General features: G+C 67.3%; 21 protein-coding genes. 7 read left to right on the top strand and 14 right to left on the bottom strand.

Features of this window, described 5'->3' with window-relative positions:
* The 3 genes from VNF71_12080 to VNF71_12070 form a co-directional block, all read right to left on the bottom strand.
* On the bottom strand, positions 1-1,313 hold a 1,313-nt coding region (locus VNF71_12080; GenBank protein HVA75290.1), incomplete at its 3' end, for a hypothetical protein.
* Positions 1,310-3,508: a hypothetical protein gene (locus tag VNF71_12075; GenBank protein ID HVA75289.1), complete on the bottom strand. Its 2,199-nt coding sequence runs from the start codon at positions 3,506-3,508 to the stop codon at positions 1,310-1,312. The genes VNF71_12080 and VNF71_12075, both read right to left, overlap by 4 nt.
* A gap of 208 nt (positions 3,509-3,716) precedes the next feature.
* Positions 3,717-4,580, bottom strand: coding sequence for a methylenetetrahydrofolate reductase (locus VNF71_12070; GenBank protein ID HVA75288.1), 864 nt, complete (start codon positions 4,578-4,580; stop codon positions 3,717-3,719).
* A gap of 36 nt (positions 4,581-4,616) precedes the next feature.
* On the opposite strand from VNF71_12070, the gene purN reads away from it, so the two are divergent.
* The 4 genes from purN (at position 4,617) to VNF71_12050 (ending at position 10,382) form a co-directional block, all read left to right on the top strand.
* Positions 4,617-5,216 carry a phosphoribosylglycinamide formyltransferase gene (purN, locus tag VNF71_12065; GenBank protein ID HVA75287.1) on the top strand — a complete coding sequence of 200 codons (600 nt, stop codon included), beginning with the start codon at positions 4,617-4,619 and terminating at the stop codon, positions 5,214-5,216.
* The gene (gene purH, locus VNF71_12060; GenBank protein HVA75286.1) at positions 5,213-6,724 is read left to right on the top strand and encodes a bifunctional phosphoribosylaminoimidazolecarboxamide formyltransferase/IMP cyclohydrolase; all 1,512 of its coding nucleotides are present in this window, start codon (positions 5,213-5,215) and stop codon (positions 6,722-6,724) included. Before purN ends, purH begins: the two co-directional genes overlap by 4 nt.
* Complete coding sequence (locus VNF71_12055) at positions 6,721-7,581, top strand: tetrahydrofolate dehydrogenase/cyclohydrolase catalytic domain-containing protein (GenBank protein HVA75285.1); 861 nt, start codon at positions 6,721-6,723, stop codon at positions 7,579-7,581. Before purH ends, VNF71_12055 begins: the two co-directional genes overlap by 4 nt.
* 143 nt (positions 7,582-7,724) lie before the next feature.
* Complete coding sequence (locus VNF71_12050) at positions 7,725-10,382, top strand: hypothetical protein (GenBank protein ID HVA75284.1); 2,658 nt, start codon at positions 7,725-7,727, stop codon at positions 10,380-10,382.
* A gap of 3 nt (positions 10,383-10,385) precedes the next feature.
* On the opposite strand, the gene sucD is transcribed toward VNF71_12050, so the two are convergent.
* From sucD to VNF71_12035, 3 genes are read right to left on the bottom strand one after another with little or no spacing between them, the layout of a single operon-like run.
* The gene (gene sucD / locus VNF71_12045; GenBank protein ID HVA75283.1) at positions 10,386-11,270 is read right to left on the bottom strand and encodes a succinate--CoA ligase subunit alpha; all 885 of its coding nucleotides are present in this window, start codon (positions 11,268-11,270) and stop codon (positions 10,386-10,388) included.
* Positions 11,267-12,415, bottom strand: a complete 1,149-nt coding sequence (gene sucC / locus VNF71_12040) for an ADP-forming succinate--CoA ligase subunit beta (protein HVA75282.1) — start codon at positions 12,413-12,415, stop codon at positions 11,267-11,269. Before sucC ends, sucD begins: the two co-directional genes overlap by 4 nt.
* 56 nt (positions 12,416-12,471) lie before the next feature.
* The gene (locus tag VNF71_12035; GenBank protein HVA75281.1) at positions 12,472-12,885 is read right to left on the bottom strand and encodes a cobalamin B12-binding domain-containing protein; all 414 of its coding nucleotides are present in this window, start codon (positions 12,883-12,885) and stop codon (positions 12,472-12,474) included.
* A 300-nt stretch (positions 12,886-13,185) separates the two neighbouring features.
* Here VNF71_12035 and VNF71_12030 point away from each other — a divergent pair, with 300 nt between their 5' ends.
* Positions 13,186-14,652 carry an LCP family protein gene (locus tag VNF71_12030; GenBank protein HVA75280.1) on the top strand — a complete coding sequence of 489 codons (1,467 nt, stop codon included), beginning with the start codon at positions 13,186-13,188 and terminating at the stop codon, positions 14,650-14,652.
* Positions 14,653-14,696: 44 nt separating this feature from the next.
* Positions 14,697-16,745, top strand: a complete 2,049-nt coding sequence (locus VNF71_12025) for a CocE/NonD family hydrolase (GenBank protein HVA75279.1) — start codon at positions 14,697-14,699, stop codon at positions 16,743-16,745.
* Between the two features lie 19 nt (positions 16,746-16,764).
* Here the strand turns inward: VNF71_12025 and pcrA are convergent, their stop codons facing one another.
* On the bottom strand, positions 16,765-19,023 hold the full coding sequence (gene pcrA / locus VNF71_12020) for a DNA helicase PcrA (protein ID HVA75278.1): 2,259 nt from the start codon (positions 19,021-19,023) through the stop codon (positions 16,765-16,767).
* 100 nt (positions 19,024-19,123) lie between these two features.
* On the opposite strand from pcrA, the gene VNF71_12015 reads away from it, so the two are divergent.
* Positions 19,124-20,041 carry an SDR family oxidoreductase gene (locus tag VNF71_12015; GenBank protein ID HVA75277.1) on the top strand — a complete coding sequence of 306 codons (918 nt, stop codon included), beginning with the start codon at positions 19,124-19,126 and terminating at the stop codon, positions 20,039-20,041.
* A gap of 171 nt (positions 20,042-20,212) precedes the next feature.
* Here the strand turns inward: VNF71_12015 and guaA are convergent, their stop codons facing one another.
* The 7 genes from guaA to groES form a co-directional block, all read right to left on the bottom strand.
* The gene (guaA, locus tag VNF71_12010; GenBank protein HVA75276.1) at positions 20,213-21,787 is read right to left on the bottom strand and encodes a glutamine-hydrolyzing GMP synthase; all 1,575 of its coding nucleotides are present in this window, start codon (positions 21,785-21,787) and stop codon (positions 20,213-20,215) included.
* Between the two features lie 4 nt (positions 21,788-21,791).
* Positions 21,792-22,955: a GuaB3 family IMP dehydrogenase-related protein gene (locus VNF71_12005; GenBank protein ID HVA75275.1), complete on the bottom strand. Its 1,164-nt coding sequence runs from the start codon at positions 22,953-22,955 to the stop codon at positions 21,792-21,794.
* A 59-nt stretch (positions 22,956-23,014) separates the two neighbouring features.
* Positions 23,015-23,563, bottom strand: a complete 549-nt coding sequence (locus VNF71_12000; GenBank protein ID HVA75274.1) for a CD225/dispanin family protein — start codon at positions 23,561-23,563, stop codon at positions 23,015-23,017.
* A 195-nt stretch (positions 23,564-23,758) separates the two neighbouring features.
* Positions 23,759-24,499: a CoA pyrophosphatase gene (locus tag VNF71_11995; protein ID HVA75273.1), complete on the bottom strand. Its 741-nt coding sequence runs from the start codon at positions 24,497-24,499 to the stop codon at positions 23,759-23,761.
* On the bottom strand, positions 24,492-24,704 hold the full coding sequence (locus VNF71_11990; GenBank protein ID HVA75272.1) for a hypothetical protein: 213 nt from the start codon (positions 24,702-24,704) through the stop codon (positions 24,492-24,494). Before VNF71_11990 ends, VNF71_11995 begins: the two co-directional genes overlap by 8 nt.
* 170 nt (positions 24,705-24,874) lie before the next feature.
* Positions 24,875-26,524: a chaperonin GroEL gene (gene groL / locus VNF71_11985; protein ID HVA75271.1), complete on the bottom strand. Its 1,650-nt coding sequence runs from the start codon at positions 26,522-26,524 to the stop codon at positions 24,875-24,877.
* Between the two features lie 3 nt (positions 26,525-26,527).
* A complete protein-coding gene (groES, locus tag VNF71_11980) occupies positions 26,528-26,818 on the bottom strand; it encodes a co-chaperone GroES (protein ID HVA75270.1) in 291 nt (96 codons plus the stop codon).
* Between the last annotated feature and the right edge of the window lie 66 nt (positions 26,819-26,884).

The raw sequence follows: 26,884 nt of genomic DNA, 5'->3' as shown, positions 1-26,884 counted from the left end.
GTCGGGTACGGGCTCGATAGGGGCGAACCGGTGACGTTCACGTTGACTGTGCCGGACAGGCGGCTGAAGTCGACCGTGTTGCCGGTGGTTCCCGTGGCGTTGATCGTCGCGCTTCCCGTGCCCGGCTTGAACGTGCTGTTGTTCCCCGTGGCGGTGAAGGTGTCCGCGCCGGACCCACCGGTGAACGTGTTACCGGACCCCGCCGCTGTGAAGGCGTACGACGTGGGCCCCGGCCCGGCAGTGAAGGTGTTGCCCCCGGCTGACGATCCCGTGATGGACGTGATGCCGGAGACGTTGTCGGTGCCGCTCGGGACAGTGACTTGGGCCGGGGAGCCGACCGTGCCGGGCCCTGCGTGCATGTCGACGTTGACCCCGGACGTCGCTGCGAAGAAATCGGCCGTGTTGCCGCTGCCGTTTCCTAAAAAGGTGTATCCCCCTGCATTGCCTGCGGCAAAAGTGGTGGATCCGCCGGACAGCCCGGTGAAGCTCGTGAAGTCGGCGCCGGTGCCGGTGAAGTCATAGGTGTAGCTGACGGCTGCGCCCGAGTCGGTGAACACCGCCGTCGAGGCAGCGACGGACGGCGACGAGCCGAACGAGGATCCTGTGGTGTTGACGATCAGGGAGCACGGGCCCGTCGCGCAAGTGACGTTTGACAGGTCGATCGCTGTGTTGGCCGTCGCGGACCGGAACGTCTCGCCACCGGTGCCGGCGACGAAGATGACCGAACCTGTGACCGGGTTGGTCCCCGATCCGCCCTCGGCGGAGAGCACGGTACTGCCACCGGTACCCTCCAGTTTCCACGTGCCGATCCCTGTCAGACTTCCTTGCGCGGCCGTGCAGGCGTCGAGGTTGATTCCGTCCGAGCCGACGGTCACTCCGGGCCCGTTGGCGGCGAGGATGTCGAGCAGTCCGCTGCTACCCGATGAGACCAGCGATCCCGACAGGGAGGCGGTGCAGGGGATTGCTCCGCCGGCCTGGGTCATGTCGAAGATGACCGTCTGGGTCGTGGCGCTGCCGGTGAAGGTGATCTGGGTAACCGTGGGGAAGCTGCCACAGGCGGTGGGGGTGCCGGTGCCGGTCGCAACCTGGAGGTTGTTGCTCCCATCGACGCTCAGGGTCACGGTCGTCCCGTTGAGGCTCACATTGGCTGTTGCGCCCGCGTTGCTCGTCGTACAGGTCGTCACCGGAGCCGCGGAGGCTGCCCTCATACCGAGCACCGAGCTGCCGGCCATCGCGGCAAGTAGGGCGAAGACCCCGCCGGCGACAACCATTAGGAGGAGCCGGACTGCACGGATGATCAACCGCTGGCTCATCGGCTCATCCCCACGATCGGTTGGTTCAGCGGCGAACCGCCGTGCGAGCCCTGGTAGGTGGCGTCACCGAAGTTGAATATCCCGCCGTCTGAGGCGACCAACCAGTAGCCGCCCCCGTCTGACGACGGCGCCATGCCGACCACCGGCTTGTTTAAGTGGGCTCCCCCCTCGGACCCCGCGAACGGGGCATTCCCGTAGGTGAAGATCCCCCCGTCGGACCCGACCAGCCAGTAGCCCTGCGCAACCGGGTTGGCGGCCATGCCGACGATCGGCGCGTTCAGGGGACTGCCGCCGTGGGAGCCGAGGTAGGCGGCGTCACCGAAATTGAATATCCCGCCGTCAGAGGCGACCAGCCAGTAGCCACCCCCATCCGGCGTCGACGCCATACCGACGATCGGTTTGTTGAGCACCCGCCCCCCGGTCGATCCGAAGTACGGTGCGTTGTAGTTGAAGATGCCCCCGTCGGAGGCAACCAGCCAGTAGCCACCAGTAGCTGGATCCATCGCCATCCCTACGATGGGCTTGTTCAGCGGCTGACCTCCGTGCGAACCGTAGAACGGCACGGGGCCGAACGTGAACACACCACCGTCAGAGGCGACGAGGTAATAGCCGTAGTCGCCGAACAGGGCGGATGCCATTCCGACGATGGGTGCGTTGAGGTGTTGGCCCCCTTCAGAGCCATAGAATGGAGCACCTCCATAGTTGAAGATACCGCCGTCGCTCGCAACCAACTCGTAGCCGGGGTAGGAAGGAACGGGTCGGACAATGGCGGTCGCTGATCCGTTGGTGAGGCTAGGAGCCAGGCCGTTGACATCCTGGGCCGACAGAGTGTCGAACGTCTCGCCATACGGGTTCGTGACGTAGACGTTGACTGGGACGTTCACCACCTGAGCGCCCGCCGGAATCTGGACGATGTTGCACATACCACCGCCGTTAACCGAGTCCGAGACCGACTGCAGGCAGAACCCGGCGTTGACCGGCCCTGGAAGCGGCTCGTCAATGGTGGCGGTGAAGTTCACCGGAACCGGCCCGCCGTGGGACGTCTCCACTATCGCCGGGGTCTGGACTGAGAGCGACGGTCCGTACACCCGTACGACCGCCGCCTGGGTGTTGCCCTGGGTCTGGTACGGGATGCCGCCCGCCGCGAGGACCTTTCCGTCTCCCTGCGGGGCCAGCCCGGCAACGAAGGATGGGCCGGCGAAGCCAATCCTCATTACACCTGCGCTACCGAACGCCCCGATGATCGCTCCTGTCGCGGCGTTGAACTGCTCGATGAACATCTGCTCCGCAACGCCGCTACCAGAGGTGCCTCCGACATAGATGAGCCCTCCGAATGGCTGGTACGCAACTGCGTTGGCCCACGCGGCAGTGGGCTGCTGCCAGACAAGCATTCCCGCCGAGGTCAGCTCGGCGAGGTGCGTGTTGCTGACAGCCACCAGGTTCCCCGACGGGCCGATCGTCAGGCCGGTGATCTGTTGGCCCGAAACAGCCGAGGTGAAGCCGGCGGAACCAAAACCGGTGTCGACACCTCCGGTCCCGAAGGCGCCGAGCTTCGCGGCGCCGCCGCTGCTCCCACCGACGATGGCGTCCGTGCCGGAGAGGGTCACGGCATTGACACCAGCGAGGACGCTCGATGTCTGGGTGGCGGTTACGGTGCCGCTCGAGCCCGAGGCGTCTATCCAGTCGACTATCGCCTGCGTGGCGCCGACGTTCCCGGCGGCGACGACGGTGTTGGGTGCCGAGACTGCGACGGCTGTGAACTGCGAGATCCCGGTGGCGTCGCTCGGGCACGAGCCCCGGTAGCTCGACACCAGGCCCCCGCTCTGCGTGTACTCGACTGCCACCGGCACCTGGTACGAGCATCCCGACGGAAACTCGTAGCCCACCGCGACGACGTTGCCGCCGCTACGGACCGCGACGGTGTTGGCAGATCCGCTCAGCGTCGAGTCAACCGTTTGGGACCAGACGAGGTTCCCCCCGACGCCGTAGACGCTGACGGCGAACCTCGAAGTCGACCCACCCCCACCCAAGGACACTGCGAAGTCCCCATTGGGCATCACAGCAACGCCCGTGGCTTCGGTATCGGGGATCGCCTGACCGTCAGGAGTCAAGATGGCCCCACCGGATCCGAAGGTCGGGTCGAGTGACCCTGGTGATGCGGATGCCACTCCGGCGGGGAATCCCGCCAGCACCAACAGGGGCGCGACTAATGCAACCGCTCCGCCTGCTGCCGCCAATGCGCGCCCGCGGCGGCGAAAGCCCCTCGCCCCCGGTAAACCCATCATTGCCCCTGGCCACGCCCCAAGGTGCCCCTCGTGATCACGTCGTGCGGTTCTAGTTCACGCCCTGGGGTCGCTCAACGAATGCGGGCAAAGCTTGCACGTTCGTGCATCAAGTTGGCCTTTAGAGGCAGGCAGCCGCTCCGAGACCGAGGTTGGAGTAGATCTCTCGCGTCGCCCGTGAACTGTTGAGCGTGTAGAAGTGCAGCCCGGGCGCGCCCGCGTCCAGAAGGTCCTGGCACAGGCGCGTGGCCATCTCAATGCCAACGGCACGTACCGATTGCGCGTCGCCCGCGGCCTCGAGGTGGGCGATCATGTCGTCAGGAACGGCTGCGCCCATCTGGGCGCGGCGAGGAATCGCCTCGAGGCTCGTGACCGGCATGATGCCTGGAAGGACCGGTTTGTCGATGCCGCGCGCTGCGAGGTCCTCCACCAGACCGAGGTACTCCTCGATTCTGAAGAAGAACTGCGTCGCCGCGAAGTCCGCAATTCTCATCTTCTCCGCGAGCCGGTCGCGGTCGAACTGCAGATCCGGCGAGCGCGGGTGGCCGGCCGGGTGTGCCGCAACACCGATGGAGAAACCCCCGATCGCACGAGCGAGTTCGACGAGTTCGATTGCGTGGGCGAGTTCGCCCTCGGGCGCGTCGGGATCGGTCGGTGGATCCCCGCCCAGCGCCATGAGGTTCTCCACCCCGGCCTTGCGGAACTCGACGAGAATCTCGGCAAGCTCGAGACGGGTGTGCGCCACGCAGATCAGATGCGCCATCGGGTTGAGCGTCGTGGTCCGGAGCATGCCGACCACCAGGTCGTGGGTCCGCTGGCGCGACGACCGCCCACCGCGGTAGGTGACCGAGACGAACGACGGCCGCAGCGGCTGGAGGTCCGCCAGCGTCTGCACGAGCCGGGCGTGCTCGGCGTCGTTCTTCGGGGGGAAGAACTCGAACGAATATGTCCGGCCCGCGGCGAGCAGGTCGGCGATGCGTGCCATACGAGAAGGTTACGGCCTTTCGGCTAGCGTCATCTTGTGATTGACGGATCGCCCCGCCTCGGGGTCCTGGCGTCGGGGGCAGGCACGATCCTGGCGGCGATCCTCGCGGCCGGCGTGCCGGTCGACCTCGTGGTGCTGGACCGCGACTGCGCCGCTGAGCGCCTGGCGATCGACGCCGGGGTGGAAGTCGAGGTGGTGGCCCGGGAAAGCTTCGGGCCCGACTTCGACAGGGAGGCATACACAGCCCGGATAGTCGACGCGCTGAAAAGACACCAGATCGACGTGGTTGCGATGGCGGGTTTCGGCACGGTCCTCGCCGGACCCATCTTCGACGTCTATCCGGGGCGCATCCTCAACACGCACCCCGCCCTCCTGCCGGCGTTCAAGGGTTGGCGCGCGGTGCGAGACGCGCTGGAGGCGGGCGTGAAGGTCACCGGCACCACGGTGCACGTCGCCACAGAGGAGGTCGATGCCGGCCCGATCCTCGCCCAAGAAGCGGTTCGGGTCGAGCCCGGCGATACGGAGGATTCTCTCCACGAGCGGATCAAGTCCGTCGAACGACGGCTCTACCCCGAGACGATCCGTCTTTTCCTCCAGAACCTGCCTACCGAATCGAGCAATGGAGCCACCCGATGAGGGTCCTGCTGTCCGTGTACGACAAGACCGGTCTCGCAGACTTCGCCCGCGACCTGGTGGCTCTGGGCCACCAGCTGATCGCAAGCGGCGGCACGGCCGCGGCGCTGGAGGCCGCCGGGATCGCTCACTCGACCGTCGAGTCGGTGACCGACGCACCAGAGATGCTCGGTGGGAGGGTCAAGACGCTCCACCCGCGGCTGCACGGCGGGATCCTCGCCGACCTCTCCAAGCCGGAGCACGTCGCTGATCTCGAGGGACAGGGCATAGAGCCGATCGGTATGGTCGTGTGCAACCTGTACCCCTTCCGGTCGAAACCCTCGATCGAGCTCATCGACGTCGGGGGCCCGACGATGGTGAGGGCCGCGGCGAAGAACTGGGCGCACGTCGCTTCTGTCGTCGACCCCGCCTATTACGAGGAAGTCTTGGACGACCTGCGGCGTGACGGTGCGGTGTCGGAAAGCCTCCGGCGGCGGCTGGCCGCTGCCGCGTTCGCCCACACCGCCGCCTACGACGCGGCGATCGCCAACTGGTTCGCGGAGAACGAAGCGGGCGACGACCTTCCGTCGACCGTTCACATATCGCTCGAGAAGGCGCAGCCTTTGCGCTACGGAGAAAACCCGCATCAGCGGGGGGCCCGCTACCGCGAGACGGGCCGCCCGAGCTGGTGGGACGAGGTCGTCCAGCACGGAGGGATGGCCCTCTCCTACTTGAACCTCTACGACGCCGACGCGGCTTGGCGCCTGGCCCACCAGCTCGCCGACCTCGACACGGCCGCCGCCGTGGTGGTCAAGCACGCCAATCCGTGCGGGGCCGCCGTCGCCGGGGACCCGCTCACCGCCTACGACCGGGCCTTCGAATGCGACCCGATGTCGGCGTTCGGTGGCATCGTCGCGCTGACGTCGCCCGTCACCGAAGCGGTCGCCGCCGAGATGGTCGGCAACGCCAAGGCCGACGTCCTCATCGCTCCCTCGTACGAAGAGGCCGCTCTGGAGCTGTTCGCCGCGAAGCGCAAGAACATGCGCGTCCTTTCAGCTCCTCCGCCCGGCGACGTTCAATGGCACGTCCGCCAGATCAGCGGCGGCTGGCTGGTGCAGGATCCCTATGTGTTCGCCGCGACCCGAGAGAGCTGGAGGGTCGTCACCCGGGCACAACCGACGGACGACAACTGGCGTGACATGGAGCTCGCATGGCGCGTGTGCGCCTGGGTCAAGTCCAACGCGATCGTCCTCGCCGCCGGTGGTATGGCTGTCGGAATAGGCGGCGGCCAGCAGAACCGGGTCACCCCGGGTGAGATCGCCACAGCCAGGGCCGCCGGACGGGCAAAGGGAGGTGCCGCCGCCAGCGATGCCTTCTTCCCATTCCGCGACGGGCTCGACGCGTGCGCCGCGGCGGGCGTCGCCGCTGTGATCCAGCCTGGTGGCTCGATGCGTGACGAGGAGGTCGTCGCCGCCGCGGACGAGCACGGCCTGGTCATGGTCTTCACAGGGGAGAGGCAGTTCCAGCATTGAGCGCCATAGTCATGTCCGGTGCCCCCGTCGCGGACGCCATCATCGCGGACGTGCGGAACAGGGTGGAGAAGCTGGCCGCGGAGGGTCGTTCGGTGGGCCTGGCCACGGTGCTGGTCGGGGACGACCCGGCGAGCGCCGGTTACGTGGCCAAGAAGCACCAAGCGTGCGAGGCCGTCGGGATCACGTCCGTGGACGTCCGCATCTCAGCAGACGCTTCCCAGTCCGAACTGCTCGCGGCCGTCCGGCAGCTGAACTCGGACCCGGGCGTCGACGGATACCTGATCCAGCATCCCGTCCCACCCGGGTTCGACTTCAACGAAGCGGTCGCCGCGATCGACCCAAGGAAGGATGCCGACGGACTCCACCCGACGAACCTGGGTCTGCTCGCACTGGGCGACACCGAAGCCCCGCGGCCCTGCACCCCCTTGGGCATCACGGCGATGCTCTCCCACTACGACGTCCCCGTCGCCGGGCGAAACGTGGTGATCGTCGGCCGAGGACCGACACTCGGCCGGCCGCTGTCGATGCTCCTGTCGCTCAAGGAACCCGGCGCCAACGCCGCCGTGACCACCGTCCATACGGGCGTGCCGGACTGGGCCGAGTACACCCGAAGAGCCGACATCGTCGTGGGCGCTGCCGGTGTCCCGTCGATGATCACCCCCGGCGTGATCCGTCCGGGAGCATGCGTGATCGGGGGAGGCATGAGCTGGGAGGGGCGCCGCGTCCTGTCCGACGTGGAAGAATCGTGCGCCGAGGTTGCGGGATGGATCACCCCGAGGCTTGGCGGCGTCGGGGTCACCACCGTGGCGATGCTCCTGCGCAACACCGTCGCCGCGGCGGAGCGCAGAGCCCGCTGAACCCCCGCGCTCTGTAGAAATGCCCGTTCGGGAAAGCCCGACGGAGTTACATTCGTCGGTGACATCGTCAGGGGGTATGCGGTGCCTTCGCTTAGCTGGCTCGAGGGACAGGAACGCGGAGGAGCCCGCGGGGGGATAAAGCGGTGAGCCGAGAGCGCGCGAGGGTCTCCGTCGGAGCGCCGACAACGACGACTCAGTCGACCCGAGCGTCGGCCAAAGACCCCGGACCTCAGGTTTCTCACGCCGAACCCATACTCCAACTCCAGCGCACCGCCGGCAACCGGGCGGTGTCCGGGCTCATCTCCTCGGGCCACGCCCCGTCGACGACGGGCGCGTTGGCACTCCAGCGCGGGATCGGCGACCTCTTCAAGAAGAAGCCCAAGCCTCCCAAGCAGACCTGGGAGAAGACCAAGGCCAAGCACATGACCTCGGAAGAGGGCACCACAGAGATGGGCAGGGTCAAAGACCAGGTTCAAGGCTGGCTGGACCTCAGGGACAAGCTCATCTCCAAGGGGATGTCTCCCGAAGTGGCCGCCAAGACCGCTTTCTCGCAGGCGCCACCCGACATCCAGCGGTATCTCCCCCTCTTCAGCGAGTTCGACGTGGTGAAGAGGGAGATCGACCAGACCAGGAACACAGAGGGCGGCGAGAAGCAGTCGAAGATCTCGGAGGCGCTGACCAAGCGCTCGGAGGAGCTCGGCTTCAAGCCGGGTGTCGGCGACCCGATGGAACTGTCCCCCAAGGACATCGTCGACGAATTGGAGAAAGACGTCGCCTTCAAGCGCCAGATGCAGCGGCGCGCCGAGCGTCTGATCTCGGGCGAGGTCGAGGCTGCGAACGCCGAGCTGGAAACCGCCAAGGAGTCGAACAACGAGGAGGGGATCCGCAAGGCGGAACAGAAGCTCACCGACCTCAAAGGCCCCGGCGCCCTGCAGCGCAAGCTGTTCGAGATGGCCATGGACGCCAAGATCGCTATCGACGAGTCCTACCAGAAGAAGCTGGAGGAGGTGAAGGCAACCCTCGGCGTGGACCGGGTCAGCGACGCCGAGAAGTGGCGCCTGCGCGAGGAGGCCAAGAAGTCGGTCCGCAAGAACATGGAGAGCAAGTTCGACTCCCACCTGAGGGACGCGGGGACCGCGGTCGGCGTGGTCGGCACCGTCGGGAGCATCGGAACCAAGGCCGGCACGCTGATCGGCAACAAGGCGGACAAGAACACGCTCAACACTGGTCAGAAGTCACTGTTCAAGGGGATCATGGGAAGCATCGGTGGCGGTCTGAAAGCCGTCGGCGGCATCTTTTCCAAGGCGGTCAAGATCGCTCGCCTCGTCAACGACCGTGACAACGACAAGCTGGACAAGGACGCGAACGTCAAGATCGCTCTGCAGTCGGTCGGCCTCGTCAAGCAAGCCGTGACCGCTGCTCGCAACACACTGAAGGTCATCACCAAGTTCAACGAGACGCTTTCGCACGACCCGGGTTTCGCCAATGCCATCCCGGGCGTCGCCATCGCTGCCGGGATCGCCGGCTACGTCGGCAACGTCATCGCGGTCGACCCGCCGACGGAGCGCCTGGCCAACACGGCCGCCGCGGAAAAGGACGCTTCGGAAGCAGGCAACCAGCCCTTGGCGCTCGCGCTGACACGCACCACTGTCGAGAACAAGATCCAGATCAGCACAGAAGTCGTGGGGGCGACCGCGAACGGAATCCGCATCGGGGCGAGCATCGCCGAGATCGCCACCGCCGGCGGCATGGGCATCCCCGCCGCCATACGCAGCGGTGCATCAGCACTCACGATCGCCAACAAGGTCGCGAACTTCGTCGCATTGGATGTCTACCGATCGAAGACCCAGGATGCCCGCAAGGAGGGCGCGCTCCAGGTCGAAGGATCAGGCAAGAAGCTGATCAAGACCGACATCGGCTACTCCGTCGACACGGTGATCCTCGCAGCGAAGAGGGCTCTCGAGAGACTGGCCGGAGGCGAGAAGCTCACCGAACCCGAGAAGGGAGTGCTGAATGTGCTGGCGGCCTACGGCATCCCCTTGGGGGAGGCACAGCGGCTGTCGATGGCGGAGATCCACGAGCGGATGCTCGACAAGCTCGGCCAGGACGACGAGCAGCAGACGGCTCGTATGAAGCTCGCCAACGGGGTCCAATCCGTTGGCGACGCCCTGGCATCGCTCGGGGGGGGCGAGAAGGACGAGACATACCAGGATCTCGATACGTACGCCCGCCAGCAGGAATCCAATGCGCAGGCGGAGGCCAACCAGACGACCGGGGACAAGATCAAGGGCGGTTTCGAGAAGTTCGGGGGTTATGTCAAGAAGGCCGTCACCGCACCGTTGAAGCTCGCCAAGCTCGGGCAGATGGCAAGCGAGAAGACCGAGAAGCTGCGCCGGTTACGGGAGATCAAGAACCTCGTCAATTACAAAGAGCGCGGTGACCGGGGCCGCGGCTTCCTTGTCAGTCAGTTCGGCGCCGACCTGACCCCGAGCATCGAGAAGTTGCGCCGCTTCATAGTCGCCACCCAGCCCAAGGACAAGGCGTCGCTGTACCTGAAGGAGCTCAACACTCTCTCCGAGCAGACCAAGGTCACCAAGAAGGTCGGCGAGAAGAACGCCCAGAAGGAACGAATGGACGAGAGCATCACCGACCGCGTCATCACGCCGGCCTTGTACGAGGCCGGCAAGACCATGACGTTCGAAGAGGTCCGGGAGCGCCTGGCGCAGGGTGGCCTCGGCAAAGCGGACCGTGAGTATCTCAAGATGCTGCTCGCGGAGAAGTCCCCGCTTAGAGCTTCCTAGAGATCAGAGACCTTTGACGATCTCCGCCATCTTCTCGCCGGCCTCGGTCGGATTGTGGACGACGTGCACGCCGGCAGCGGCGAGGGCTTCCATCTTCGCCTGAGCCGTCCCTTTCGACCCGGAGATGATGGCGCCGGCGTGGCCCATCTTCTTGCCGGGAGGAGCAGTGACGCCGGCGATGTAAGCCACCACGGGCTTCGTGACCTCCTTGGCGATGAAGTCCGCTGCCTTCTCCTCTTCGGAGCCGCCGATCTCCCCGAACATGGCGATCGCCTTCGTCTCCGGATCGGACTCGAACGCTGCGAGGCAGTCGACGAAGTTGGTACCGGGAACCGGGTCGCCGCCGATGCCGACGCAAGTAGTTACACCGATGCCGAGCTGCTTCAGTTCGTACAACGCCTGGTAGGTCAACGTTCCCGAGCGTGAGACGATCCCCACGGGGCCGCCGGGCAGCGCGATCTCGCCGGCGGTGATCCCTATGTTGCACTTGCCGGGGCTGATGATCCCAGGGCAGTTGGGCCCGAGGAGCCTCGTAGCGGGATACGACTCGACCAGCGTGTTGAACACGCGCGCCTCGTCGTGGGCCGGGATGCCCTCGGTGATGCACACGACGAACGGGATGCCAGCTTCAGCAGCCTCGAGGATCGCTGCCGCCGCCCCCTTGGGCGGCACCGATACGAACGAGGCGTTCGCCCCCGTGGCCGCAACGGCTTCGGCCACGGTGTCGAAGACCGGTATTCCCTCGACGTCCTGACCACCCTTTCCGGGGGTGACGCCGGCGACTACCTGCGTCCCGTACGCCTTGTTGCGCAACCCGTGAAAGCGGCCCTGCCCGCCCGTGAGGCCCTGCACCACGACCTTGGTCTTCTCGTCAACAAAAACACTCATTGCACAGCTCCCGCGAGCTCGACGGCCTTGCGGGCCGCATCCAACATCGTCGGCGACGAAAGCACCGTGTCCGAGAGCACGGACTGCAGTATCTGCCGGCCCTCCTCCGCGTTGGTCCCGTCGAGGCGGATCACCATCGGCGCTTTGATCTCTACTCGTCCCAGAGCCTGCACGATTCCGGTGGCGACCTCCTCCCCCCGGGTTATGCCTCCAAAGATGTTTACGAATATCGACCGGACCTTTGCGTCCGAGCTGATCACCTCCAGGGCGTTGGCCATCACCTCGGCGTTGGCACCGCCGCCGATGTCGAGGAAGTTCGCCGGGGATCCGCCGACCTGGTTGACGACGTCGCAGGTGCTCATCGCAAGACCGGCCCCGTTCGCGATGATGCCGACGTAGCCGTCTAGCCCTACGTACTGCAGACCCTTGCTGCGGGCGAGCCGCTCACGCTCGTCGAACTCGTCGATGTCGCGGAACTCGTCCCACTCGGGATGGCGGAACGACGCGTTGTCGTCGAGGGTCACCTTCGCGTCGAGCGCGTGCACCTTCCCCTCAGGAGTGAGGATGAGCGGGTTGATCTCGACGAGATCCGCGTCGCCTTCGACGTAGCAGCGGTAGAGGTCGACCAGGATCTTCGCCGCGCCTTCGCGTGCCTCGGGATCAAGTCCGGCTTCCTCGACGAGCTTCGCGGCCGCACCCTCGCTGAAACCCGATGCCGGATCGATGTACAGGCGCGCTATCGCGGTCGGGTCCTCCTCTGCGACCGTCTCGACCTCGACGCCTCCCTTCGCCGAGACCATCGCCAGGTACTTCTTCGCACCGCGGTCGAGAGTGAAGCTGGCGTAGTACTCCTTGGCGATGTCCGAAGCGTGCTCGACCCACAGCCTCCGGACGACGTGGCCCTTGATGTCCAGGCCGAGGATGTTGGAGGCGTGGGTGCGGACCTCGGCTTTGTCGTTGGCGAGCTTCACGCCGCCGGCCTTGCCGCGCCCACCCACCTGCACCTGCGCCTTGACGACGACCGGATAGCCGGCCTTGTTCGCCGCGGCGACGGCCTCCTCGACCGTGTCGGCAACGCCACCGGCTGAGACGGGTATGCCGAACCGGGCGAAGTACTGCTTGCCCTGGTACTCGAAGAGATCCACTCTTGCTCCTGTTTGATTTCGGTATTGGGGGGAAAGGGGGGGCCGGGCGCCGCGGACTAGGTGACGCTCTTCTCCCGCTCGTCGAGGGCCTGCTCGAGCCAGCCTGTGATGTCGCCCAAGGGAGCACCGGGCGTGAATATCCGCGCCACCCCCGCCTCGGCGAGCCGCTGTATGTCGGTGGCCGGGATGATCCCGCCGGCGAAGACGAGCACATCGCCCGCTCCCCGGCCGGACAACTCGGCGATGATCCGGGGGAACAGCGTCATGTGGGCCCCCGACAGGATCGACAGGCCGACCGCGTCGGCGTCCTCTTGGATCACGGTCTCGGCGATCTGCTCCGGAGTCTGGTGCAGGCCCGTGTAGATGACCTCGAACCCGGCCTCGCGCAAGGCGCGGGCGATCACGCGTGCACCTCGGTCGTGACCGTCGAGTCCGGGCTTGGCGACCACCACCCGGTAGGGCCGTTGCATCGACACCGATGATCGCAGGTCACCGCCTGGGCGGGCCAACCCGAGTCCCGCCTGGTGGGGCCGCCCTGAAGCCAACGCTGACATCATCACAGGTAAAATCGTGGCATCGGATCCTCCGACGACAAATCCCCCCGCACCGTCTACCGTCGGCCGCCCGTCGATGAAAGTTGGGGCCAGCGAGAGCGCCCACGACGTGGGCGGCACGCGCCCCAAACAAGGCGACCGCCGTCTCTGCCGCCGCGCCTCGCCGCAGGCGGCGAGCTGATCAGGCCCAGGCGGTGGCCGCGGCGTGTCCTTGTCTTGGCCAACGTCCTCGTCGCTCTGACGGTCGTCGGGGTGGCGGGCGCCTACGGGTACGTGCAGTGGCGCTTCGGCCAGATCAAGACCAAGACCATCCCGACGCTGACGGGCACCGACACCAGCAACGGGAAGCCGTTCACGCTCCTGATAGTGGGAAGCGACAGCCGCGCCGCGATCGCGGCCGGCGGTGACAACACCCAGTTCGGAGGCGCCTCGCAGGTAGGGGGCCAACGTTCGGACACGATCATCCTCGTCAGGGTCGTGCCGTCAACGCGTCAGCTGATGATGCTGTCGATACCGCGCGACCTCTGGGGGCCGATCCCCGGCCACGGTTCCAACCGGATCAACTCCGCGTTCGACACAGGGGCCTCGCTGCTGGTCCAGACGATCACCCAGGATCTCGGCATCCCGGTCGACCACTACGCCGAGATCAACTTCGACACCTTCCGCGATATCAGCAACGCCGTTGGCGGCGTCAAGTTCTACTTCCCGACGCCCGCCCGTGACCCGTACTCGCTGCTCAACATCCCGACCCCCGGTTGCTACACGCTCGTCGGCGACCAGGCACTCGCGTTCGTCCGGTCACGCCACTACCAGTACAAGCTGGACGGCTACTGGCACTCCGAGGGCCTCAGTGACCTCGCTCGAATCCAGCGCCAGCAAGCTTTCATCAAGAAGATGATCAAAAAGGCGGAGAGCGAGTTCACCAACCCGATCGCGCTCAACAACGTGATCGGCGGTGTCACCAAGAACCTCACGGTGGACAGCAAGTTCAGCACCAGCCTGATGCTCGACCTCGCCAAGGACTTCCGCACGATGAACACGTCGGCGATACCGAACATCACGTTGCCGACGTACAGCTACGTGACGGCCGGCGGCGCGGACGTGCTCGGATTGCAGCAGCCGCAGGCGAAGGAAGCGATCGCGGCTTTCAACGCGTTCGGCACCACCCCGCCACCGGCCGGCAAGCCCTCGTCATCTGCACCGGCGTCCAAGACCCCCAAGATCAACATGCCGTCGGTCACAGTCGCCCCGTCCTCGGTGAACATCGAGGTCGCCAACGGCACCGGGGTAGGCGGCCAGGCGGGGCAGATGAGTCAGTGGCTCTCGGGGCTCGGCTACTACACCAAGGTGGACTCGGCGTCGCCCGGCTACAACCACTCCACCACCGAGATCCACTACGCGCCGGACTCGCTGACCGCCGCTCAGCAGGTAGGAGCGAAGATGCCGGGAGGCGCCACTCTGGTCGAGGACTCGAGCCTGACCCCCACCCCTTACAACCTCGAGGTCATCACCGGGTCGTCTTACACCGCTGCCTCCGGGACCGGCGGCCAGTCGTCCTCATCGGCCGGCTCGACGGCCGGATCTACCGGTGGGTCGACGACCACCGCCACCACGGTCCCCGGGACCAACAGCTCGGTCTACGAGCTACCGGGAGCCAGCGGCCCCCCGCCGGCCAACTGCTGACGCTCTCGCAGGTCGCCGACATCCCAGCGGCGAACAAATAGGTCGTGGCCGGACACAAGAGAAATCTCCGAAGGCTGGCTGCGGGCGCTGCAGCGCTCATCACAGTCGCCCTCACGGGACCGGTGGCCCGGGCGACCGAGTCGAACTCCGGCGCCTGGGTTCCGGAAGCGGCGACCTTCGGCTACGCAGTCCAGACCGACCAGCCCGTGAAGGCCCACGACGGCACCGTCCTCCGTGCCGACGTCTACTACCCCACAAACCCCTCGACCGGTAAAGCGGCATCCGGTTCGTTTCCCGTTCTCCTCCAGCAGACGCCGTACGGCAAGGAGTCGTTCGCGCCCGGCAACTCTTCGTCGGTCGGGGCGTCCATCGCCAACACCGACATCCCCTACCTGGTCGATCGGGGATACATCGTGGTCATCGCCGACGTGCGCGGCACGGGCGATTCGGGCGGAACATTCGGCTTGTTCGACCCGGTCCAGGCAACTGACGGCGCGACCCTCGTCAACTGGGCAGCGCACCTGCCGGACTCCGGCGGCGACGTCGGGCTGTTCGGTGAGTCCTACATGGGCATCGACCAGTTCCTCACCGTGAGCGCCCTGCCTCAGAACTCGCCGGTCAAGGCCATGTTCCCGATCATCTCCGGCCACGACATCTACTCCGACACTGTCACCCAGGGCGGGATCCCCGACATCGAGTTCAGCGCGTTCTACCTCGCCCTCGTCGCCGGACTCAACGCAGCCAATCCTGCCCTCGAACCGCTCTCAGAGTCCGGCCAGTCGGCCTCGCCCGCACCGATAGCCGGCGGGCTGCAGAATCTCGCCCCGCTCGAAGTGGCACACAACCAGGCGCTCGCCAGCTACGACGCCGCGACTCTCGCCAACGTCGAGACGGGGGGCGACGAGTCCTACGACGGCAGCTACTGGCAGGCGCGCAGTCCGGCGACCTACCTGCAGGATGTCGTGGGCGACAACATCCCCGCCTTCCTCGTCGGCGGCTGGAACGACCTATTCCAGCAGGGTGAGCTCCAGAACTACGCAGCTCTCCAGAACCTCGCCAGCGGCCGGCCCGCAGATGCTGCGATGCTCGCCGGCCAGCCCGCCACGCCGAGGTACCAGCTGATGATGGGACCGTGGCAGCACGTCACAACGGGCACCGGAGTCAACCTTGCTGCGATCGAACTGGAATGGTTCGACACCTGGTTGCGCGGCGAGCAGACGCCGCTCGCCACCACGACCACGCCGCTCCATCTCGAGCAGCTCCACTCCGGCAAGTGGATCGACACCGCCGACTGGCCTCTGCAGGAGGCGTCCACCTCCACCTACTACTTCGGACCTGGCCGCACCGGCACGGCGCAGACTTCGACGAACGACGGCGTTCTCAGCTCCACCGCGCCGAACACCGCCGGCGCAGACCCGGTCGTGTGGACCTCCGCAACGAGCCCGTGCAGCGTGCAATCCGACCAGTGGAGCGGAGGTTTCCTCGCGCTCGCGGCCCAAGCACTCCACACCACCAACCCGTGCGACACCAACGACGCCACCCTCGAAGCAGGCCCCGGTGCGCTGACCTACACGACCGCGCCGTTCACGCACGATGAGGTGATCGGCGGGCCGATCGACGCGACCGTCTACGCCACGTCCACCACCAAGGACACGGAGTTCGTCGCCACGATCGAGGAGGTATCGCCAACCGGCCAGTCCGTGCCGTTGACCTCCGGGGCGCTGCTGGGATCCTTCCGCAAGCTGGACCCCGGCAAGACGTGGACCGATGGCAACGGCAACCTGCTGATGCCCGTCCACCCCTTCACCCAGGCGTCTAGCGAGCCGGTGACGCCGGGCCAGGTCACCCGCTACGACATCGCCGTGTTCCCGACGTTCGCCGAGATCCCGGCCGGCTGGGCACTGCGTGTCACCCTCACGACAGGCGACTCCCCGCACCTCGGACCTACGGCGGTGCAGACAACCGGTCTCGTCGGCGGCGTCTACCAGGTGCAGCGAGGCGGCGCGACCCCTTCGCACATCAACGTGCCGGTGGCTCCGGCGCCGGCATTCGCCGTCCCCTGTGGGGTGCTCTGCAGCACGGCCGGACCCTGAAGAGGTTCGCAGAACCCCTTCAGGCCCTCTTGAGCGGGGCCAACGACAGCGCCAGGTGCTTCTCCCCCACCGACGGGAACCGCACCTTCGCCTCCGCCTTGTCGCCTTCACCACGGACCGAGATCACCACACCCTCGCCCCACTTGGCGTGGACCACCGTCTCGCCGGCGCGCAGCCCGAGCTGATCCGCGCCGCTGCCGTGCACCGGGCCCGCCTTGGCGCGCCGCATCGCCGCCTCGACTATCTGGTCCCGGGTCCGCAGCCCGCCGGCGCCCGCTCTGACCGCGGATCGCCTGCCCCCTTCCGCTGCATGTAGCAGCACCTCGGGAATCTCTTTTATGAACCTGCTGGGAGGGTTGTACTGCGTCTGCCCCCAGAGCGTCCTGCACCAAGCGTTCGACAGGTACAGCCTCTCGCGTGCACGGGTGATGCCCACGTACGCGAGCCGGCGCTCCTCCTCGAGTTCGTCGGGCTCGCCCAGCGACCGCAGGTGCGGGAAAACCCCCTCTTCCATGCCGATCAGGAACACGACCGGGTACTCGAGTCCCTTCGCCGTGTGCAGCGTCATCAGCGTGACCTTCGACCCGTCGCCGTCCACTTCGTCCGCGTCGGCGACGAGGCTCACCTGCTCGAGGAACTCGTCGAGGTCGTCGGCTTCCCCCGCGGCACCGATCAGCTCCTCGATGTTCTCGACTCGCCCCGCCGCCTCGACCGTGTTCTCCGCCATCACCTCGGCGAGGTAGCCGGTGCGGTCGAGTACCGCCTCGAGCAGCCGAGCGGGCGTCGCCTTCGGCTCGCCACGCGCTTCGTCTCTCAGCTCTTCCAGCAGCTCCTGCAGCGTGCGGACCCCGCCGAGCGCCTTGCCGCTGACTCCGGCCTCCTCGGCGTGGGGGAGCGCCTCGGCAAACGAGACGCCGTGCCCCTTCGCCCACCTGTCCATCCTGTCGACGCTGGTGTCGCCGACACCACGCCTCGGAGTGTTGACGATCCGCTTCAACGACACCTCGTCATCCGGGTTGGCGACCGCCCGCAGGTAGGCGAGCAGATCCTTGACCTCCTTGCGGTCATAGAAGCGCGTACCTCCGACGACCTTGTACGGGATGTCGCGCCGTACGAGTTCCTCCTCGACCGCGCGGCTCTGCGCGTTCGCCCGGTAGAAGACGGCAATGTCACCCCACGCGTAACCCCCGGCGCCCTCGGCGCGGTGCAGCCGCGTCACCTCTGAAGCCAGCCACGACCCCTCGTCGTGCTCGTCCTCCGCGTGGTAGTGCACCACCAACTCGCCGCCAACCTGCTCGGTCCACAAAGCTTTCGGCTTGCGGATGGCGTTGTTGGCGATGACCGCGTTGGCCGCGTCCAGGATCGTCTGCGTCGAGCGGTAGTTCTGTTCGAGCACGACGACGGTCGCGTCGGGGAAGGCCTCCTCGAACTGCAGGATGTTGCGGATGTCCGCACCGCGCCAGCCGTAGACGGACTGGTCCGAGTCTCCGACGACGGTGACCTGGCGGTGCTCGCCGGCGAGGAGGAGAACGAGCTCGTTTTGCGCCCGGTTGGTGTCCTGGTACTCGTCGACCAGGACGTGGCGGAAGCGGTGACGGTAGTGCTCCAGCACATCTGGGCACGCCTGGAAAAGACTGACCGTCACGAGGAGCAGGTCGTCGAAGTCCATGGCGTTCGCCGCAAGAAGGCGCTGCTGGTACTCGCGGTAGACCTCCGCGACCTTGCGTTCCATGAGGGTGCGGGCCTGGCCCGAGAACGTCTCGAAGTCGACGAGCTCGTTCTTGGCATTCGAGATGTAGGCGTGGATCGCTCTGGGTGCGAATTTCTTCGAGTCGAGCCCGAGGTCGCGTACCACATATCCGACGAGGCGAACCGAGTCGGCCTGGTCGTAGATGGTGAAGTTGCTCTTGTACCCGAGCCTGGCTGCGTCGCGACGCAGTATCCGGACGCACGCCGAGTGGAACGTGGACACCCACATGCGCTGAGCCACGGGGCCGACGAGCGCCTGCACCCGCTCACGCATCTCGCCGGCCGCCTTGTTCGTGAAGGTGATCGCCAGGATCTCGTAAGGAGAGACGCCCTTCTCAGCGATCAGCCAGGCGACCCGCTGGGTGAGCACCCGTGTCTTGCCGGAGCCGGCGCCGGCGACGATCAGCAGCGGCCCTTCCGGGTGGGTTACCGCGGCCTCCTGCGCCGGATTCAGGCCGGCGAGCAGCGCGGAGGGGGCTCCGTCGAAGGGCCCCGCCCCGCCGGCGGTGGTTGGTTCCTCGATCACCATTGCCCGATCCACGGTACTGGTTACATGTGACCCGGCCGCCGTTGGCGTGGACTGGACCCGGTACGGCAGGCTTACCCGGCACGCATACACGGAGGAATAAATGATCGGGATCTGCCAGGACCGGGTTGTCGTAATCACGGGCGCCGGCCGGGGAATCGGCCGTGAGCACGCGCTCGAGTTCGCCCACCAGGGCGCCAAGGTTGTCGTCAACGACCTCGGTGCCGAGGTCGACGGCACCGGCAGCTCCGAAGGCCCCGCCGGCGAGGTAGTCGAAACCATCCGCTCCATGGGGGGCGAGGCCGTCGCCAACGGGGACGACATCTCGGACTTCGAAGGCGCCACCCGGCTGATCAAGACGGCCGTCGACACGTTCGGCGGCCTCGACGTCGTCGTCAACAACGCCGGCATCCTTCGCGACCGGATGCTCGTCAATATGACCGTCGACGAGTGGGACGCGGTCATCAAGGTCCACCTGCGCGGCACCTTCGCAACCAGCAAGGTCGCCGCGGAGTACTGGCGGGAGCGCTCGAAGGCAGGCCAGGACAACGACGCCCGCATCATCAACACCTCCTCCCCCTCGGGCATCTACGGCAACGTGGGCCAGACCAACTACGGGGCTGCCAAGGCGGGGATCGCGTCGTTCAGCATCATCGCTGCCATGGAGCTCGAGCGCTACGGCGTGACCGTGAACGCGATCGCTCCCGTCGCCCTCACCCGCATGACCGAGAACCTGGGAATGGGCGCCGCCATGAAGGAGCGCCAGCCGGACCAGTTCGACTCGGGCTCGCCGGCGAACATCTCACCGCTCGTGGTCTGGCTGGGCAGCCCCGAGTCGCGCGGCATCACTGGCCGGGTGTTCAACGTCCACGGCGGGCACATCAGCGTCGCGGAGGGCTGGGCCGCCGGTCCGGCGATCGACAAGGGCGAGCGCTGGGACCCGGCGGAGCTCGGGACGGTCATCCCGGACCTGGTCGAGCGGGCTGCGCCGAACGCCAACATGAGCGGCCGGCGCAGCTAGTCGCCGGCCCGGTGGCGCCGGCCCGAGCGGGTGGCGCCAGCTGCCTGCCGGGCGCCGGCCTGCGGACCTCGTGGGTAGCCTAAATGTTCTCTGGGGATACCTAAGTTACCCAGTTGCGGGTGCAATGACCCCGGGCTTTCAGGCCGGCTGCCGGGCAACCGCGCCGGCCGCCTACTCCCATTCAATGGTGCCGGGTGGCTTGGACGTGATGTCGAAGGCGACGCGGTTGACGCCGGGAACCTCGTTGATGATCCGGCTCGACAGCCGTTCCAGCACGTCGTATGGAAGCCGCGCCCAGTCGGCGGTCATGGCGTCGTCCGAGGTGACCGCCCGGATGACGATGGGGTACGCGTAGGTGCGCTCGTCGCCCATCACCCCGACGGTGCGCACCACCGGCAGCACGGCGAAGCTCTGCCAGAGCTCCCGGTACAGACCGGCCCGGCGGATCTCCTCTGTGACGATCGCGTCGGCCGCCTGGAGTATCGCCACCCGCTCGGCGGTCACCCCACCGACGATGCGCACCGCCAACCCGGGTCCCGGGAACGGCTGGCGCCACACGATCTCCTCGGGCAACCCGAGCTCCTCGCCGACGGCGCGCACCTCGTCCTTGAACAGGTTGCGCAGCGGCTCCACCAGCTCGAACTGCATGTCGTCGGGCAACCCGCCGACGTTGTGGTGCGACTTGATCTTCGCCGCGTCCTTGGTGCCCGACTCGATGATGTCCGGGTACAGGGTTCCCTGGACCAAAAAGCGTGCGTCGCCGAGGTCCGCGGCCGCCTCCTCGAAGACCCGGATGAATGTCTCGCCGATGATCTTCCGCTTGCGCTCCGGGTCGATCACGTCGTCCAGCGCGGCCAGAAAACGATCCCCCGCCTTCACGTGCACCAGGTCCACGTTGAACTGCTCGCGGAACGTTGCCTCCACTTGCGAAGCCTCGCCCGCTCGCAACAACCCCGTGTCGACGAATACGCAAGTCAGCTGCGAACCGACCGCCTTGTGCACGAGCGCCGCGGCGACTGCCGAGTCGACGCCGCCCGACAGCCCGCATATGACGTGCTCCGCACCGACCTGCGCCCTTACGGCCTCGACGGACGACTCGATGACCGATGTCATCGTCCACGACGGCCGGCAGCCGCACACGTCGTAGAGGAACGCCTTGAGGATCTCCTGGCCGCCGTGGGTGTGCACCACCTCGGGGTGGAACTGCACGCCGTAGATGCCACGCGAAGGATCCTCCAGCGCGGCTACAGGAACGTCGGCGGTCGAGGCGGTCGGGCGGAATCCCGCCGGCGCAGCCGTGATCCCGTCGAAGTGGCTCATCCACACGTCGAACGCCGGCGGCACGCCGGCGAACAGAACCGAGGGGGCCGGACCGTCCGACGCGACGTTCAACGCGGTGCGCCCGTACTCGCCGCGGCCCGTCCGCTCGACGACACCCCCCAACTGGCGTGCGATCAGTTGCGCGCCGTAGCAGATGCCCAATACCGGGACGCCGGCGTCGTACACGCCCGGATCCAACAAGGGCGCGCCGTCGACGTTGACCGACTTGGGCCCGCCCGACAGGATCACACCTGCAGGGCGGCGTGCAACGATCTCGGCGGCGGTGATCGTGTGCGGGACTATCTCGCTGTACACGTGAGCCTCGCGCACGCGCCGCGCGATCAGCTGCGCGTACTGCGCCCCGAAGTCGACGACGAGAACGGGCCCGTCGGCGGACAACGAAAGCCCCGAACCAGTGAAGCTCAAAGCGCTAGTGGCCCATCCCGACGCCCTGCGAGCGCTGCAGGTTCTTGCCTTCGGTCTGAAGCGCCGGCGCCACCATCACCTCGGCCTTCTGGAACTCCTTGACCGACTCGTAACCGCACGTCGCCATGGAGGTGCGGAGGGCGCCGAAGAGGTTGAGGCGGCCGTCGTTTTCGTGGGCGGGCCCGACGAGGATCTCCTGCAACGTCCCGCGCACCGTGGTCTTGACCCGGGCGCCGCGGGGCAGCGTCGGGTGGAACGTCGCCATTCCCCAGTGGTAGCCCTTGCCCGGCGCCTCGAGAGCGGCGGCGAGGGGGGAACCGATCATCACGGCGTCCGCGCCGCAAACGATCGCCTTGGCGATGTCACCGCCGGTGCCCATCCCTCCGTCCGCGATCACCTGAACGTAGACACCCGTCTCGTCCAGGTGCTGCGCGCGAGCCGCACGCGCATCGGCGATAGCAGTCGCCTGCGGGACACCGATGCCGAGGACTCCGCGGGTCGTGCACGCGTGGCCGGGGCCTACACCGACCAGGACGCCGACTGCGCCGGTGCGCATCAGGTGCAGGGCCGCCTGATACGACGCGCAACCGCCGACGATCACGGGGATGTCGAACTCGCGGATGAAACGCTTGAGGTTCAGCGGCTCCACGGTCTTCGACACGTGCTCGGCCGAGACGACCGTTCCCTGGATTACAAACAGGTCCAGCTCGGCGTCGACCAACGCCTTCGCGAACTGCTCGGTCCTCTGCGGTGTAAGCGACGCACAGGACACGACGCCGGCGTCTTTTATCTCCCTGATCCTCTGTGTGACGAGCTCGGGCTTGATCGGCTCGGTGTAGATCTGCTGCATCCGGGCCGTCGCCTTCTCCGTGTCGAGCTGGGCGATCTCCTCGAACAGCGTCTCGGGGTCCTCGTAGCGGGTCCAAAGCCCTTCGAGGTTCAGCACGCCGACACCGCCCAGGCGGCCGATCTCGATAGCCGTCGCCGGGCTCACCACGCCGTCCATCGCCGATGCCATCAGCGGCAACTCGAAGCGGTAGGCGTCTATCTCCCAGCTGATGTCGACGTCCTCGGGATCCCGGGTCCGCCGGCTCGGCACGATGGCGATGTCGTCGAACCCGTACGCCCGCCGCCCTGACTTGCCCCGTCCGATCTCTACCTCGGCCACCTCATCTCCCTCGTGCGCGTCCCTGTGTTGCGCACCAGCCTAGTGGCCGGGGCGGCGGCTCAGACCGGCATCCCCGCGGCGGCAGCGAGTATCAGCACGGTGAAAGACGCCAGCGACGCGAGGCACCAGGTTCTCGCCAGCCTGCTGGCCTTCGCGGCCCCTGTCCGGTCCCCGGCCTGCTCGCGGCGGGACACCAGGAACGAGTACCCGACCGCCACCGCGGCAGTGGGCAGAAAGAGGAACAGGCAGGCGAGCGACTGCCAGAAATAGGTGGGGGGCGGCTCCTGGGTGGATGTGCGCTGCTGCCACGGCAACGTGTTCGAGATGCGGCTGCGCAGCGCGGCGGTCCCGGTCCAGTTCCTCGACGAGCTCGGTGCGGGTGAGGGCTGGCTGGTCGCGGGTCCCGGAGGAGGAGGAGGCGCCCAGCGACCCGGTCCCGCGGGTTCCCACTGCGCCGGCGGCGGCGGCCAGTTCTCCGGCGGCACGGGCGCCGGGTTGCCGCCGCTCGACGGGGGCGCCGGCGGCGGGGGGTGCGGCGGGGTCCACGCCGGCCGGGGCTTGGGCCGGGCGAGGACCTGCGGGGTGACTCCGGCTGCCCTCTGCGCCATCTCGCCCCGAAGGGTGGGCGCCCTGGGCACCGGCGGTTCGGGGTGGTCGGTGTTCTCGGGGCGTGCGAGACCGCCGCCGCACCGAGCGCACTGTGTGGGCGGCTGTCCTGCCGCTACCGTTCCACAGCGGGGGCAAAACATCTCATATAAACGGTACCGGTTGGGCTTGTGCCGACGGTAGCGGTTCCGGGTTACTTATCCCATTATCAGGTCGAGCAGCTCGGTGAGCATCCGTGCGGTGGCGCCCCAGACGGTGTCGCCGACGAGCTCGAAGAAGCTCATCGGGCGCTCCACCCCGTCCGGGAACATCCAGAGCTCCTCGCGGTAGACCTCCGGCAAGGTGAGCTCGACGAGCCGGACCGAGAACGCCCTTTCGACCTCAGCCGGGTTGGGGCGGAGTTGAGGCCTGCCCGGGAGCTGCCCGACGAAGGGGGTGATGGGCACCGGGTTCGACACGGTTTGCAGCTTCGACAGCTCGCCGAACACCTCGACGGTCGCCGGGTCGATCCCGACCTCCTCGTGCGCCTCCCTCAGAGCGGCCTGCACCGGCTCCTCGCCCGGGTCGATCCTCCCCCCGGGAAACGACACCTGATGCGCATGCGACCTCAACTTCGACGACCTCCGGGTCAGCACAACCTCGCACTGGCCGTCCTCGTCGTCGTACAGGGCGCACAGGACGGCTGCCGGCCGGCGCAACTCCCCGGGGATGACCGGCAGGGTGATGCCCGGCAGCGTCGAGGGCAGCGGAGGCGGGGCCGGAGCTTCGCCCAGCGCGCGGCGGACATCGGCGACGGCGATCCTGCCGGGCCGGCTCGCACCTGCGCGACCCCACGGGGAGCCGCGGCCGGGTCTGGTCCGGGCCGGTCGCGGGATGATCTGCAGCCCGCCGCGCATCTCGGGCGACGGCGGCGACGCGGGTGCCGGCGCCTCAGACAACGGGCGTCCAGGCCTCCGCCGGCGGTGGTTCGCTATCGCCGGCTGGCTCGGCCGCCGGCGCCGCCTTGGCCGCGAGTTCCTCGAGCAGTTCCCGCATGCCAGCCGTCTTAAGGTTGGACATCACCCGGCCGGGCGGGTTATCGCCGCGCTCCCACTCCATCCAGGCGTTGAGGAGCTTGGCGGGGTCGGGCGGCGGCTTCTCCATGGCCTTCAATGTACGGGACGCTGCGGCGGGTCCTGTCGGGCATGCGGTCCCTCCCGCCGCCTGAGGCGTCGGGCCCTCCCATGCCCGCCACCCGTTTCCGCGCGACGAGAGCCCGATCCGGCATCCTCGATGCGGACCGGGCCCTCTGCCGTACGTCTGATTGGCGGGCTTTAGAAGCCCATCCCTCCCATGCCGCCCATCCCGCCGGCGGCGGCTGCCGCTGCGGCGGCGGCCGGGTTCGCCTTCTCGGGCTTGTCGGCGACCAGCGCCTCGGTCGTCAGCAGCAGGCCGGCGATCGAAGCCGCGTTCTGCAGCGCTGAGCGGGTCACCTTGGCGGGATCGATGACGCCGGCCTTCACCAGGTCGACGAATTCGCCGGTCAGCGCGTTGAGACCCGTGTTCCCGGTCTCGTGCTCTGCCTGCTGGATGATCACCGAGCCCTCGAGGCCGGCGTTGAAGGCGATCCACTTGAGCGGCTCCTCGAGCGCCTTGCGCACGATCGTCGCGCCGGTCGCCTCGTCGCCGGTCAGGCTGGACACCACGTTGTCGACGGCGCCGCGGCTGCGGAGCAGGGCGGTGCCGCCACCGGGAACGATCCCCTCCTCGATGGCCGCCCGCGTCGCGGACAGCGCGTCCTCGATGCGGTGCTTCTTCTCCTTGAGCTCGACCTCGGTCGCCGCACCGACCTTGACCACTGCAACACCACCGGAGAGCTTGGCCAGCCGCTCCTGCAGCTTCTCGCGGTCCCAGTCGGAGTCGGTCTCGTCGATCTCGCGCTTGATCTGAGCGATCCGGCCCTTGACGTCGGCCTCGGTGCCGGCGCCCTCCACGATGGTCGTGTTGTCCTTGTCGACCACGACCTTGCGGGCCCGGCCGAGCAGGTCGAGGGTCGTGTTCTCGAGCTTGAGGCCGACCTCCTCGGAGATGACCTGGCCTCCGGTGAGGGTCGCCATGTCGCCGAGCATCGCCTTGCGGCGGTCGCCGAAGCCGGGGGCCTTGACCGCGACCGAGGTGAAGGTGCCGCGGATCTTGTTGACCACCAGGGTGGCGAGGGCCTCACCCTCGACATCCTCCGCGATGATCAGCAACGGCTTGCCGCCCTGCATGACCCGCTCGAGAACCGGCACCAGGTCGTGCACGGCGCTGATCTTCGAGTTGGCGATCAGGATGTACGGCTCGTCGAGAACGGCTTCCTGGCGCTCGGGATCGGTGACGAAGTACGGCGACAGGTAGCCCTTGTCGAACTGCATACCTTCGGTGAAGTCGAGCTCCAATCCGAAGGTGTTGGACTCCTCGACGGTGACCACGCCGTCCTTGCCGACCTTGTCGATGGCGTCGGCGAGCACTTCTCCGATGGAGGCGTCGGCGGCGGAGATGGAGGCAACCTGGGCGATCTCGCTCTTGTCGTCTATCTCCTTCGCCTGGCCCTTGATGGCCTCGACCACCGCAGCGACAGCCTTCTCCATGCCCCGCTTGAGAGCGGTCGGGCTGGCGCCGGCCGCCACGTTGCGAAGGCCCTCTCGTACAAGCGCCTGGGCCAGGACGGTGGCGGTGGTCGTTCCGTCACCGGCGACGTCGTTGGTCTTCGTCGCGACTTCCTTGACCAGCTGGGCACCCATGTTCTCGAAGGCGTCCTCGAGCTCCACCTCGCGGGCGATGGTCACGCCGTCGTTGGTGATGGTCGGGGCGCCGAACTTCTTCTCGATCACCACGTTGCGGCCCTTGGGACCCAGGGTGACCTTGACCGTGTCGGCCAGCTTGTTGACCCCGGCCTCAAGGCCGCGACGTGCGCTCTCGTCGAATTTGAGCTGCTTGGGCACTGCCTACTTCACCTTTGCCAGTACGTCGCGGCTGGTGAGGATGAGGAGGTCCTCCCCGTCCACGGTGATCTCCGTCCCGCCGTACTTGGAGTAGACGACCTTGTCGCCCACGGCGATGTCGAGGGGGATCAGCTCGCCGGTGTTCTCGGCCCGGCGGCCGGGACCGACCGCGAGAACCTCACCCTGCTGGGGCTTCTCCTTGGCGGTGTCGGGTATGACCAGCCCCGAGGCGGTCTTCTCCTCCGCCTCGCTCGGGCGGACGACAATGCGATCGTCGAGCGGCTGCAGACTCATTTCTTTGTGCCTCCGTTGGCTGTTAGCACTCTCAGGTGACGAGTGCTAAGGATACCGGCCGCCCGG

This window comes from Acidimicrobiales bacterium (assembly GCA_035533095.1).
Classification (GTDB): Bacteria; Actinomycetota; Acidimicrobiia; order Acidimicrobiales; family Palsa-688; genus DATLUM01.
The sequence above is the reverse complement of the archived record's forward strand: the minus strand, read 5'-3'. Positions and strand labels throughout refer to the sequence as shown.